Here is a 12,328-nt window from a genome sequence, read left to right as displayed (position 1 = left end):
CCAGACACCCGGCGGAGCCCTCTAAAGCTCCGATATTCGAAGGGGAGACGGGACACCGCCTCCCCTTCGTCGCATCTGGAGCAGGGCACATGCAAAGCAGGGACAGGGAACACCTCGAACACGAGGACTGTAGGATCAGGACGGGCAGGCTGGTGCTGCGCCGTCCGCGGGTGGGCGATGCCGAAGCGATCGCCTGCCTCGCCAATGACCGGACCATCGCCGAGAACACGGCCATGATCCCCTATCCCTACACTCCGGCGCACGCGGAAGCGTGGAGTGCGCGGGTGGAGGCCGAGGACCAGCCGGCATACCTTGCTTTTGCAATGGTCGACTGCGTGCCGACCCTGATCGGGGCCGGCGGGTTCAATGCGGGCGAGGGCGGCGTTCCCGAACTTGGCTACTGGCTCGGCGCTCCCCACAGGGGCGCGGGCTATGGAACGGAGATGGCGCGCGCGCTGGTCGATCACGCGTTCGACGATCTGGGTGCCCAGCGCATCGCGGTTTCGTGCCGTGTGACCAACACCGCTTCGCGGCGGGTGATCGAGAAGTGCGGCTTCCAGTGGTCCGGATGCGGTCTCGCGGGATCGCTCGGCTTCAAAGGCGCTTTTCCGGTGGACCGGTTTCGCCTGGAGCGGCGCATCTGGGAGAGCCTGCTGGCCTGGGGGCAGGGGCGTGGCAAATCCTTGCCCGCGTCCCAAATCTGCTGTGAGACTTTGGAGAGGGTGCAATGAAATTCCTGGATCAGGCCCGGGTCTTTATCCGCTCCGGCAATGGCGGCGCCGGAGCGGTTTCGTTCCGGCGTGAGAAGTTCATCGAGTTCGGCGGGCCGGATGGCGGCGATGGCGGCCGCGGCGGTTCCGTGTGGGTCGAGTGCGTGACGGGCCTCAACACCCTGATCGACTACCGCTACCAGCAGCACTTCAAGGGCAAGACCGGCGGCCACGGCATGGGCGCAAACCGCACCGGCGCGGGCGGCGACGACGCGGTGCTGAAGGTGCCGGTCGGCACGCAGATCCTCGACGAGGACGAGGAGACGCTGATCGCCGACATGACGGAGCCGGGCCAGCGCGTGCTTCTCTGCAAGGGCGGCAATGGCGGCTTCGGCAACGCCTATTTCAAGACCTCGACCAACCAAGCCCCGCGCCGCGCCAATCCCGGGCAGGAAGGCGAGGAGCGCACCATCTATCTGCGTCTCAAGCTGATCGCGGATGCCGGTCTGGTCGGCCTGCCCAATGCCGGCAAGTCCACCTTCCTGGCGGCGACCACGGCCGCGAAGCCGAAGATCGCCGACTATCCCTTCACCACGCTCATTCCGGGCCTGGGCGTCGTGCGATCCGACGACCGGGAATTCGTGCTCGCCGACATTCCGGGCCTTATCGAAGGCGCGCATGAGGGCATCGGGCTTGGCGACCGCTTCCTCGGCCATGTCGAGCGCTGCCGGGTGCTGCTGCACCTCATCGACGGCACGTCCGAGCATGCGGGCGAGGCCTACAAGACCGTGCGCCATGAGCTGGAAGCCTATGGCGGCGGGCTCATCGACAAGCCGGAGATCGTTGCCCTCTCCAAGGCCGACGCGCTTGATCCCGAGACGCGCAAGCAGCAGATCGCGCGCCTGAAGCGGGCCTGCAAGAAGACGCCGATGGTCCTGTCGTCCGCGTCCCGCGAGGGCGTGCCGGAGGTGCTGCGCGCGCTGCTGGCGATTATCGACGAGCATCGCGTGCAGGAGGAAATCGCCCTGGCACCCGTGCAGAGCGACTGGCAGCCGTGACGCGCGGCCCGGGCTGTGCTAGCGCCGGGCTGCATCATCGTCTGGTCGTGCCGTGATCATACCCAAGCTCATCCAGTTCCGCCGCGTCGTCGTGAAGATCGGCTCCGCGCTCCTCGTCGATCAGGAGAGGGGAGCGCTGAAGCGCGGCTGGCTGGAAAGCATGGCCGAGGACATCGCCGGGCTGACGCGGCGCGGGGCCGATGTGCTGGTGGTGTCGTCGGGCTCCATCGCGCTTGGCCGCACTATCCTCGATCTGCCGCGCCGTCCGCTGCGGCTTGAGGAAAGCCAGGCCGCAGCCTCGGTTGGGCAGATTGCTCTGGCGCGGGCATGGTCCGAGGTGCTTGGCACCCATGGACTGACCGCCGGGCAGATCCTGCTGACCCTCGGCGACACCGAGGAGCGCGAGCGCTACCTCAACGCTCGCGCGACCATTGCCCGCCTGCTGGACTACAAGGCGGTTCCCATCATCAACGAGAACGACAGCGTCGCCACCACCGAGATCCGCTATGGCGATAACGACCGGCTGGCGGCCCGCGTCGCGACCATGGCCGGCGCCGACCTGCTGGTGCTGCTTTCGGACATCGACGGCCTCTACACCGCGCCTCCGGCGTTGGACCCTGCTGCCGAGCACATCCCTGTCGTGCCGCGCATCACGCCGGCCATCGAGGCCATGGCCGGAGGCGCGGCGTCCGCCCTGTCGCGGGGCGGCATGCGCACCAAGATTGAGGCCGGCAAGATCGCGACCGATGGCGGCACGCACATGGTCATCGCCTCCGGCAAGGTCGATCATCCGCTCCGGGCCATCGAGCAGGAGGGGCGCTGCACCTGGTTCCTGACGGCCGGAACACCCTCCGCATCGCGCAAGCGCTGGATCGGCGGCACGCTGGAGCCCAAGGGCTCGCTCTTTCTCGATGACGGCGCGGTGAGGGCACTGCGCGGCGGCAAGAGCCTGCTGCCCGCAGGCGTGTCGCGCGTGGAAGGCAGCTTCCATCACGGAGAGGCGGTGGTGCTGCGCGATCTTTCCGGCGCCGAGATCGGCCGGGGCCTCGCAGCTTACGATGCTGCGGACGCGCTGCGCATTGCGGGCAAGAACAGCGCCGCCATCGAGGAGGTGCTGGGTGCGCCGTTCCGCAGCGTCATGGTGCACCGGGACGACCTTGTGCTGCGCGCCCCCTGACCGTCAGGTCAGGGATTGCAGCTTGGCCGCGTCTGCCGGCGCGGCGCTTTTCTGGTCGTTGTCGAAGTAGACATAGACATCGCGCTTTCCGGTGCGCCAATCGGCAATGGTCGCTGCCCACTCCCGCAAAGTCTGTTCGGGATAGTTGCCGTGATATCGGCCGCCTGGCCCATGACCCCGCAGATAGACGAAATCGGCTGTGACTTCCCAAGGCGCCGGGGCCGCCGCATGGTCGCTGATGCAAAGCGCCGCGTTGTGGTCTGCCAGAAGGGAGAACACAGTCGGCTCGTACCAGCTCGGATCACGGAACTCGAACGCGCACCTGCGCTCGCGCGGCAGGAGGCCGAGGAACGCCGCCAGCCTTTCGTGGTCGATCTTCATCTGGGGCGGCAACTGGAACAGCACCGGCCCGAAGCTGACGCCCAGACGGTCCATGCGCCCGAAGATGAGCGCGAGACTGTCCTCGACATCCTTGAGCCGGCGGAAATGGGTGACGAAGCGCGACGCCTTCCACGCGAACACGAAGCCGTCCGGCACCGTCTCCCGCCAGGCATCCACGGCCTTCTCGGTGGGGAGGCGATAGAAGCTGTTGTTGATTTCGGTCGTGTCGAAGCGGCTGGAATAGAAGCCCAGCTGGTCCTTCGTCTTCACGTTGGAGGGATAGAACGGGCCCATCCAGCTGCCATAATGCCAGCCGGACGTGCCGATGCGCAGCTCTGTCATCGCAGCACCGGGGTGCGCGATGGGGCTTGATGGGCTATATCAGCGCCATGAATGTCGGTAGGTAGTATTGTCATGAGCCTTGCAACTGTCGTGAAGCTCAACGCGGTCGCGGCCCCCGGGATTGCCGGAGACGAGAATATTTCCAATCTGATGGCGCGCATGGGCAGCGAGGCCCGTGCTGCCGCGCGCGTGCTGGCGCTTGCGCCACGCGCCAAGAAGGATGCCGCGCTGCTTTCCATGGCCGACGCCGTGGAGCGCCAGATGCCGGCGATCCTCGCTGCCAATGCGCAGGACATGGAGGCGGCACGTGCGGCCGGCACCGCTCCGGCGCTCATCGACCGCCTGTTCCTCGACGAAAAGCGGGTGGCGGGCATCGTGGACGGCATTCGCCAAGTGGCGGCTCTGCCTGACCCCGTTGGCGCGGTTAGAGCAGAGTGGACGCGCCCCAACGGACTTCGCTTCGAGCGCGTCGCCACGCCGATCGGCGTCATCGGCATGATCTATGAGAGCCGGCCGGGCGTGACCGCCGATGCCGGCGCGCTGACGTTGAAATCCGGCAATGCCGTGATCCTGCGCGGCGGGTCGGAAAGCTTCCGCACCTCCACCACCATTCACGCCGCGTTGGTCGAAGGCCTCGTGGCTGCGGGCCTGCCTGCCGCATCCATTGCGATGGTGCCGACACGTGACCGCGCCGCGGTTGGCGAGATGCTGACCGGCCTTGGCGGCGATGTAGATGTGATCGTTCCCCGCGGTGGCAAGAGCCTGATCGCGCGGGTCCAGGCCGAGGCCCGCGTGCCGGTGTTCGCCCATCTCGACGCCAACAACCACATCTACGTGCACGGCCCCTGCGATCTGGACATGGCGCGCACCGTGCTGATGAACGCGAAGCTGCGGCGGACGGGCGTGTGCGGTGCCGCCGAAAGCCTTCTGGTCGACCGCGCGCTGGCCGGCACGCATCTGGCCCCGCTGCTGACCATGCTGCTCGATGCGGGATGTGCCGTTCGCGGAGACGATGCGGCCAGTGCGGTGGACGCTCGCGTGACGCCTGCGGTCGAGGAGGATTATGCCACCGAGTTCCTGGACGCGATCATCGCCGTGAAGGTGGTCGACGGGTTGGCCGCCGCGATGGAGCACATCGCCCGCTATGGCTCCCAGCACACGGATGCCATCCTGACGGATGATGACGCTGCGGCGGAGAGGTTCCTGCGCGAGGTGGATTCCGCCATCGTCGTCCACAACGCCTCTACGCAGTTCGCCGATGGAGGGGAGTTCGGCTTCGGCGCCGAGATCGGCATCGCCACCGGGCGCATGCATGCGCGGGGGCCGGTCGGTCTGGAGCAGTTGACGACCTTCAAGTACCAGCTCAGGGGCACGGGACAGACGCGTCCGTGAAGGGCATCCCGCCGCATGCCCGCGGCATGCGCATCGGGCTCTACGGCGGCTCCTTCAACCCTCCTCATGCGGCGCATGTGATGGTCAGCCGCCGCGCACTGCGGCGTCTGCGCCTGGACCGCGTCTGGTGGCTGGTGACGCCGGGCAATCCGCTGAAGGACAACGGAAAGCTGCCGCCCCTCGCAGCGCGCATGGCGCAGGCGAGGGCGCTGCTCGCCGATCCGCGCATCCTTCCCACGGATGTCGAAGCCCGGCTCGGCACCCGCTTCACAGCGGACACCGTGGCCGCGCTGCAGCGGCTTTGCCCGGGCGTGCATTTCGTCTGGATCATGGGCGGCGACGGCCTTGCCGATCTTCACCGCTGGAGGAACTGGCGCGGGCTGGCTGGTCGGGTGCCCATCGCGGTGATCGACCGGCCGGGCACCACGCACCGGGCCGTCAGAATGCCGGCGGCCCTCCGGTTGGCACGCTCGCGGATCGATGAGGCTGATGCCCCGACGCTTGCCCTCCGGCACCCGCCTGCCTGGACATTGCTGCACGGCCCCCGCTCGCGCCTTTCGTCCTCGGCCTTGCGCCGTACGGAGCAGCGCGCTTGAACCGGATGTCACATCATCCCTATATTGAAGATGCGGCCCTTCACGTGAAGGAACCGCCACTGAACGAGGTAGAACACTGCAGATTTCCATGCCCCAGGAGGCAGCCATGAACCTGCCCCCGATCGGAGCTCCGGCTACCGCACCAGGTACCGACGGGCTCGACGCGCTGGTCATCGCTCTTCTGGAAGACGCGAAGGCCGAGAACACGGTGTCCATCAACCTGCGCGGCAAGACATCCATTGCCGATACGATGGTCGTCACCGAGGGCCGTTCCGCCCGTCACGTCGCCTCCATCGCCGACCGTTTGATCCAGGGCCTCAAGGAAGCAGGCTTCGGCCGCTGCCGGGTCGAGGGTCTCAACATGGCCGATTGGGTGCTGATCGACGCCGGCGACGCGATCATCCACATCTTCCGTCCCGAGGTTCGCTCCTTCTACAATCTCGAGAAGATGTGGTCGGCGGATCGTCCGGACGAAAAGTCCATGATCTAACCCACGCATCTTCATGCGTGTGGTTGTCGTCGCGGTCGGCCGGCTCAAGGATGGGCCGGAACGCGAACTTGTGTCCCGCTACACCGAGCGGGTCGCGCAGATGGGCCGCGGCGTGGCCATCGGCCCGCTCGAGGTCCGCGAACTCGCCGAAAGCCGCGCAAGACGCCCCGAGGACCGCAAGCGGGAAGAGGCGCAGGCCATCAGCGCCGCTCTTGAGCCCGGGGCGCCGGTTGCGGCGCTCGATGAGGGCGGACGCAATCTGACAAGCGCGGCCTTTGCCGAGCGAATGGGCCGCTGGCGGGACGACGGCGCATCCCTGCTGCACATCGTCATCGGCGGTGCCGACGGCCTTGCACCGGAACTGCGGCAGCGTGCCGAACTGGTGCTTGCCTTCGGTGCGCTGACCTGGCCGCACGGCATCGTCCGCGTTCTGCTGGCCGAGCAGGTTTACCGCTCCGCGACGATCCTGGCCGGGCACCCCTATCATCGTGAATAGGGCGTGCGCCCTTTCTCGGTTAATCAGGCCTTAAGGCTTCAGGCGCAGCAAGGATGCGATGGCAGTATCGCAGCACACGGGCATCCAATGGGCAGGCGCGCTGGTCGCGCTGATCCTGTTTGCCGTTCCCGCAGCAGCGCAGGATCTCACGCCGGCGGCCCAGAAACGGCAGGAACTGGAGCAGCGCCGTGCGCGCCTGAAGGAAGCCCAGGGCAACGAAACCCGCATCCGCGCCGAGATCGGCGAGATCGCACAGGAGCGGGCCCGGCTCGCGGCCGATCTCGTGGCCACCGGCGAACGCATCCGCGAGGGCGAGACCCGTATCGCGGACAGCGAGCAGCGTATGCGCGACCTCTCCGCACAGGAGTCCGATGTGCAGGGCAAGCTGCGCGACAGCCGCTCGGTGGTGGCCGAGCTGCTGGCTGCGCTGGAGCGCCTCGGGCGCAGCCCGCCTCCCGCTCTATTGGTGAAGCCGGGCGATGCTTTGGCCTCGGTACGGTCAGCGATGCTGCTCGGCACTCTCCTGCCTGAAATCCGCCAGCAGGCCGACGAGCTTGCGTCGGACCTGAACGAACTGGCGCGCGTGCGCAGCGACCTCGAAACGGAACGCGCCACGCTGGCCACCGAGTTCGCCGAGCAGCAGGCCGTCCAGTCGCGGCTGTCCCTGCTTGTCGAGGCGCGCCAGCAGCGCGAAACGGAGCAGCAGGCCGCGCTGGGCGAGGAACGCCAGTTGGCGCAATCGCTGGGGCGCGAGGTTCGCTCCCTGGAGGAACTGATCGGTCGGATGGAGCGCGACGTGGCGAGCGCCCGCAAGGCAGCGGAAGCTGCGGCCGATGCCGCGCCGCGCCCGGGCACCACGCCGGGCCGCGGCGATCTTGCCGCGCTGAAGGATCCCGGCCGCCTGACGCCCGCAATGTCCTTCGCCGCCGCCAAGGGCCTCCTGCCGCTGCCGGTCAATGGAATGACCGTCACCCAGTTCGGCCAGGACGATGCGTTCGGAAGCACGCAGAAGGGCGTCTCGATTTCGACGCGATCCCGTGCGCAGGTCACATCTCCGTGCGATGGCTGGGTTGTGTATGCGGGACCGTTCCGCTCCTATGGTCAGGTCTTGATCCTTAACGCAGGCGGCGGATACCATGTGCTCCTGGCCGGGATGCAGAAGGTTGACGTCGCGCTCGGCCAATTCGTGCTGACCGGTGAGCCGATTGCGGAGATGGGCGAAGCTGCGAACCAGACTGCCTCCATGGTCGGAGGCGGCGCATCGCAGCCGGTGCTATATGTTGAATTCCGGAAAGACGGTCAGTCGATCAATCCCGGCCCGTGGTGGGCCAACAGTTCTGCCGAAAAGGTACGCGGATGATGCGTAAGGTTTCACTTGTTCTTGTCGGCGCGCTGATGGGCGCCACGTCCGTCGGCCTCGTGCAGAACCATGGCCTGTTCACCAAAGCCTGGGCCGCAGGCAGCGCCGAGACGTATCGGAACCTGAACCTGTTCGGCGACGTGTTCGAGCGCGTGCGCTCCGAGTACGTGGAGAAGCCGGAAGATTCCAAGCTCGTGCAGGATGCCATCAACGGCATGCTGTCGGGCCTCGACCCCCACTCCTCCTATATGGACGCCAAGCGCTACCGCGACCGTCAGGTCGATATCCGCGGCGAGTTCGGCGGCCTCGGCATCGAGGTCTCCATGGAGAACAGCCTGATCAAGGTTGTAAGCCCCATCGACGAGACACCCGCTGCGCGCGCCGGCATCCTCGCCAACGACATCATCACGCATATCGACGGCCAGAAGATCGAGGGCCTGACCCTCCAGCAGGCCGTGGAGAAGATGCGCGGCCCGGTGAACACGTCCATTACGCTCAAGATCATGCGCAAGGACAGCGAGCCGCTGGACGTCAAGCTGACGCGTGACGTGATCCGCATCCGCGTCGTGCGCAGCCGCAAGGAAGGCGAGGATGTCGGCTATATCCGCCTCGCCTCCTTCAGCGAACTGACGAACGACGGCCTGCAGAAGGCGATCGAGGACCTGAAGAAGCAGATCCCCGCCGACCAGCTGAAGGGCTATGTGCTCGACCTGCGCAACAATCCCGGTGGCCTGCTCGACCAGTCCATTCGCGTGACCGACACCTTCCTCAACCGTGGCGAAGTGGTTTCGACCCGCGGGCGCCAGCCTGAAGACATCCAGCGCTACAGCGCGCGCTCCGGCGACCAGACGGACGGCAAGCCGGTGATCGTGCTCGTCAACGGCGGTTCCGCTTCGGCCTCCGAGATCGTGGCGGGCGCGCTGCAGGACCACAAGCGTGCGACCATTCTCGGCACGCGTTCCTTCGGCAAGGGCTCGGTGCAGAGCCTTGTGGACATGGGCCCGAACGGCGCCCTCTCGCTCACGACGGCACGCTACTATACGCCATGCGGGCGCTCCATTCAGGCCAAGGGTATAGAGCCGGACATCAAGGTCGAGCCCGTGATCCCGGACGAGCTGAAGGGCAAGGACCGTACCGAGGGCGAGATCGGCCTGCGCGGCCATCTGCTCGGGGCCGGCGAGAAGCCGCGCCAGGCGGACCCCGTCGAGCAGGACCAGATCTCCTCCGAGGAGAAGAAGGAAAACGACGAGGGCGGCTCTTCGGCCTATGTGCCGCCTGAGGCCAAGGACGACGTGCAGCTGCAGGCGGCTCTTGAGCTGCTGCGCGGCACCCGCACGGACGCAGCCTTCCCGCCGAAGCCGGGCGAGCTCTCGGCCGAGTGCTCGCAGATGGCCAAGGCTCCGGCCAAGGCCCAGAAGAAGACCAACTGAACACTGCATTGGCGGCCCCCCGGGGCCGCCGAACGGCATTGAGTGGGCTTCAGCGTGGATGATGAACTCAGAGCACCTCTCGGCCTGAGGCGCCCGCCTGCCAGGCGGGGCACGGCTGTGCTTGCAGGGGCGGGATTGCTGCTGGCCGCATGTGTCGTGGCGGCCTCCGTGGCGTTCTGGCCGGCTCTCACCGTAGATGCCGTGCCCGGCGGGAGGGTCGCGGCTGCCGACGACGCTCCTGCACTGAGGACATCCGCCGAGACAATCCCGGCGCCGGTCGACGAAGTGCGAGCGGTGCCGCCGCAGGAAGCGCCGCCACGCGGGCGTGTGATAGATCCTCAGACCTCCGAATCCGGCCCGCTGATCATCAAGGTGCCGCGCGCTCCCTGATGTCTTTCGCGGGTGGTGGCTTCGCACCGCCTGTTCGGCAGGCTAGAACGCCGCCATTGCTCGGAGATGGTGCCCTCGTGACAGACCCAGACAGTCTTCCTTACCGCCCATGCGTCGGTGTGATGCTCGTCAACCGCGAGGGGCTGGTCTTCGTGGGCCGGCGCTCCGGCATGGCGCCGCCCATCGGCGAGGACCATGCCTGGCAGATGCCGCAAGGGGGCCTCGACAAAGGGGAGGAGCCCTTCGAAGGTGCGCTGCGGGAGCTGTGGGAGGAGACGAACATTCGCTCGGTGGAGCCGATCGCCGAGACGGCGGGCTGGGTGACCTATGACCTGCCGCCGGAGCTTGTCGGCGTCGCCTGGAAGGGACGGTATCGCGGGCAGCGCCAGAAATGGTTCGCCCTGCGCTTCACCGGCGACGATGGCGAGATCGACATCGCGACGCCGGCCGGCGGAAAGCACAAGCCTGAGTTCTCCGAATGGCGCTGGGAGAGCGTCGACAAGCTGTGCTCTCTGATCGTGCCCTTCAAGCGCGCCAGCTATGAAGAGGTGGTGGCCGAACTCGCTCCCAAGATCGGCCGATGACGGAAAAGCCCTATCGCCCCAATGTTGGCGTTGCCCTGTTCGACCAAAGAGGGCTGGTGTTCGCCGGGCACCGGTTTGCCTCGTCGGGTCCGGAAATCATCCCCGCCGGTTTCGAGTGGCAGATGCCGCAGGGGGGAGTGGATGAGGGCGAAGACGTCATTGCGGCTGCGCGTCGGGAACTGTGGGAAGAAACGGGCGTGACATCCGTTTCACTCCTTGGCGCGACCGATGAGTGGTGGACCTACGACTTCCCGGCCTATGACGGCCCTTCGACGCATAAGCTGGCGCCATTTCGTGGCCAGCGGCAGCGATGGGTGGCATTCCGGATGGAAGGGCCGCTGGAGGAGATCAACGTAGCCCTTCCGGAATGCCTCGAGGATCCAGAGTTCGATGCGTGGGGCTTCTTCCCGCTCGACCTGCTTCCGAGGCTGGTCGTGCCGTTCCGTCGGCCCGTCTACGAGAAGGTGGCGGAGGCCTTCGCCCCGTTTGCCTGGCCGGCTTATCCAGACTAGCGAACCGGCCAGTCACCGAGGTTCCAGGCCGAGTCCCAGAACATCCATTCGAGCTGTGTCGCGCGGGTGAACGCCACATGCATCGCGCCTTGTGTCTCGGGCGACGCCTTGGCGGCCAGCCGATCCGTGGTGGCGATGACGCCTCTCACGGCGGCGTGGAAATCTTCGCCGGCATAGGTGTCGATCCAGGCCCTGTAAGGGTTCGGTTCGGCAGCGCGCCCGTGGATGTCGCGACCGACCTCGGCGTAGATCCAGAAGCAGGGCAGCAGGGCGGCCAGGGCCACCGGATACGGCTCGGCCCAGGCGGTCGCCAGCAGATAGCTCGAATAATGATGGCAGGCCGGCGACAGCGGCGCCCGTGCGAAATCATCCGCTGTGACGCCGAACTGGCGGAAATAATCGGCGTGAAGCGCCCGCTCCACGATGATCGCGACCTTGGCCGCTTCCGAGAACTGGACGATGCCATCGGTGTCGTCGGCTTTGGCCGCCGCGACGGCAAGCGCCCGTCCGAATGCGATCAGGTAATGCGCATCCTGGATGATGTAGTGCTGGAAGCGTTCGGCCGGCAGTGTTCCCGCGGCAAGCGCCTCGTTGAACGGCATCGAACGGATTGTCTCGTAGAGCCCTAGATTGGCGTCCCACGCGTCACGGCTGAACGGCACCTAGAACCTCCGGCTTGGGAAAACGGCGCCGGCGAACCGGCCCGAAGAAGAACCTGTGCATGACCGCCACGAGGAAGAAGGTCAAGGTCGCGCTGATCATCACGTCGGAGAACCAGTGGCCGCCGAATGCCACCCGCAGGAGAGCGGTAGCGGCGGTTACGGCGATCGTCCCGGCGATGGCGAACGGCCGGATGTTGGGAGGTGTCAGCGCTGCCGCCGCAGACAGCCACGCAACACCTGAAACTTCGCCGGACACGAACGAGCAGTTGTCGTCGCAAGGGCCACCGAGCTTCCACCAGGGATAGAATTCGGTTGTTCCGCCGAACAGCACGGTCTCATGAGGGCGGGGGCGCCCCCAGTTCTCCTTGAGCCCCGCATTGACCACGAGGCCGGGAATCACGAGGAGGGTGGACAGGAGGAAGAACGCGTGGCGCGTGGGCAGCCATTGCAGGAAAGGCAGGCGAAGCGCCTTGCCGACCAACGCGGCCAGCGCAAGCAGCGTCACCAGATGCGGAACATGCATCAGGACCCACCGGACATCCTGCACCCAAGGGATGCCGCTGATCGGGAAGTCGCGAACTCCACTGTCGTAGAAGAGCCCAGTGAGCGCGATGTCGAGGTCGCTTCGCACCCCCAGCACGAGCGCGAACAGCAGGCCAATGGCGGCCGAAATCTTCGCTGTGACCGGCATACGTCCCCGCCGCCAACTGAGCATCGCCCGATCATGCATCGGGCAGACGAACAGTGA

15 protein-coding genes are annotated in these 12,328 nt (G+C 66.7%); 12 read left to right on the top strand and 3 right to left on the bottom strand.

The genetic code is table 11. The features are described 5' to 3' along the window. The first annotated feature begins 152 nt into the window (after positions 1-152). Genes SCD90_RS08660 through proB form a run of 3 tightly spaced genes read left to right on the top strand, consistent with a single transcriptional unit; the run spans position 153 to position 2,945 of the window. Complete coding sequence (locus SCD90_RS08660) at positions 153-731, top strand: GNAT family N-acetyltransferase (RefSeq protein WP_319844259.1); 579 nt, start codon at positions 153-155, stop codon at positions 729-731. Beyond that, a complete protein-coding gene (gene obgE, locus SCD90_RS08655; protein WP_319844258.1) occupies positions 728-1,768 on the top strand; it encodes a GTPase ObgE in 1,041 nt (346 codons plus the stop codon). The genes SCD90_RS08660 and obgE overlap by 4 nt, the downstream gene beginning before the upstream one ends. 52 nt (positions 1,769-1,820) lie before the next feature. Next, positions 1,821-2,945: a glutamate 5-kinase gene (gene proB, locus SCD90_RS08650; RefSeq protein WP_425265666.1), complete on the top strand. Its 1,125-nt coding sequence runs from the start codon at positions 1,821-1,823 to the stop codon at positions 2,943-2,945. A gap of 3 nt (positions 2,946-2,948) precedes the next feature. Here the strand turns inward: proB and SCD90_RS08645 are convergent, their stop codons facing one another. Next, positions 2,949-3,668 carry a DUF72 domain-containing protein gene (locus tag SCD90_RS08645; protein WP_319844257.1) on the bottom strand — a complete coding sequence of 240 codons (720 nt, stop codon included), beginning with the start codon at positions 3,666-3,668 and terminating at the stop codon, positions 2,949-2,951. A gap of 72 nt (positions 3,669-3,740) precedes the next feature. On the opposite strand from SCD90_RS08645, the gene SCD90_RS08640 reads away from it, so the two are divergent. The 9 genes from SCD90_RS08640 to SCD90_RS08600 all read left to right on the top strand — a co-directional run bounded on the left by SCD90_RS08640 (position 3,741) and on the right by SCD90_RS08600 (position 10,918). Next, a complete protein-coding gene (locus SCD90_RS08640) occupies positions 3,741-5,060 on the top strand; it encodes a glutamate-5-semialdehyde dehydrogenase (RefSeq protein WP_425265665.1) in 1,320 nt (439 codons plus the stop codon). Then, positions 5,057-5,656: a nicotinate-nucleotide adenylyltransferase gene (locus SCD90_RS08635; protein ID WP_319844256.1), complete on the top strand. Its 600-nt coding sequence runs from the start codon at positions 5,057-5,059 to the stop codon at positions 5,654-5,656. Before SCD90_RS08640 ends, SCD90_RS08635 begins: the two co-directional genes overlap by 4 nt. 106 nt (positions 5,657-5,762) lie before the next feature. Beyond that, entirely contained in the window at positions 5,763-6,146 is a 384-nt protein-coding gene (gene rsfS / locus SCD90_RS08630; RefSeq protein ID WP_319844255.1) for a ribosome silencing factor, read from the top strand. Positions 6,147-6,159: 13 nt separating this feature from the next. Further along, positions 6,160-6,642 carry a 23S rRNA (pseudouridine(1915)-N(3))-methyltransferase RlmH gene (gene rlmH, locus SCD90_RS08625; RefSeq protein ID WP_319844254.1) on the top strand — a complete coding sequence of 161 codons (483 nt, stop codon included), beginning with the start codon at positions 6,160-6,162 and terminating at the stop codon, positions 6,640-6,642. A gap of 58 nt (positions 6,643-6,700) precedes the next feature. Further along, positions 6,701-8,002, top strand: a complete 1,302-nt coding sequence (locus tag SCD90_RS08620) for a murein hydrolase activator EnvC family protein (protein WP_319844253.1) — start codon at positions 6,701-6,703, stop codon at positions 8,000-8,002. After that, positions 8,002-9,432 (top strand): S41 family peptidase, encoded by a 1,431-nt coding sequence (locus SCD90_RS08615; protein ID WP_319844401.1) that lies wholly within the window; start codon positions 8,002-8,004, stop codon positions 9,430-9,432. Before SCD90_RS08620 ends, SCD90_RS08615 begins: the two co-directional genes overlap by 1 nt. Before the next feature lie 135 nt (positions 9,433-9,567). Continuing rightward, complete coding sequence (locus SCD90_RS08610) at positions 9,568-9,822, top strand: hypothetical protein (protein ID WP_319844252.1); 255 nt, start codon at positions 9,568-9,570, stop codon at positions 9,820-9,822. 77 nt (positions 9,823-9,899) lie between these two features. After that, complete coding sequence (locus SCD90_RS08605) at positions 9,900-10,406, top strand: RNA pyrophosphohydrolase (RefSeq protein WP_319844251.1); 507 nt, start codon at positions 9,900-9,902, stop codon at positions 10,404-10,406. Beyond that, on the top strand, positions 10,403-10,918 hold the full coding sequence (locus tag SCD90_RS08600; RefSeq protein WP_319844250.1) for an RNA pyrophosphohydrolase: 516 nt from the start codon (positions 10,403-10,405) through the stop codon (positions 10,916-10,918). Before SCD90_RS08605 ends, SCD90_RS08600 begins: the two co-directional genes overlap by 4 nt. Here the strand turns inward: SCD90_RS08600 and tenA are convergent. Continuing rightward, on the bottom strand, positions 10,915-11,580 hold the full coding sequence (gene tenA / locus SCD90_RS08595; protein ID WP_319844249.1) for a thiaminase II: 666 nt from the start codon (positions 11,578-11,580) through the stop codon (positions 10,915-10,917). The two genes, SCD90_RS08600 and tenA, sit on opposite strands and share 4 nt — an antisense overlap. Beyond that, entirely contained in the window at positions 11,564-12,271 is a 708-nt protein-coding gene (locus SCD90_RS08590; protein ID WP_319844248.1) for a phosphatase PAP2 family protein, read from the bottom strand. Before SCD90_RS08590 ends, tenA begins: the two co-directional genes overlap by 17 nt. Positions 12,272-12,328 lie beyond the last annotated feature (57 nt).

The organism is Terrihabitans rhizophilus, assembly GCF_033898525.1.
Classification (GTDB): domain Bacteria; phylum Pseudomonadota; class Alphaproteobacteria; order Rhizobiales; family Methylopilaceae; genus Flaviflagellibacter; species Flaviflagellibacter rhizophilus.
The sequence above is the reverse complement of the archived record's forward strand: the minus strand, read 5'-3'. Positions and strand labels throughout refer to the sequence as shown.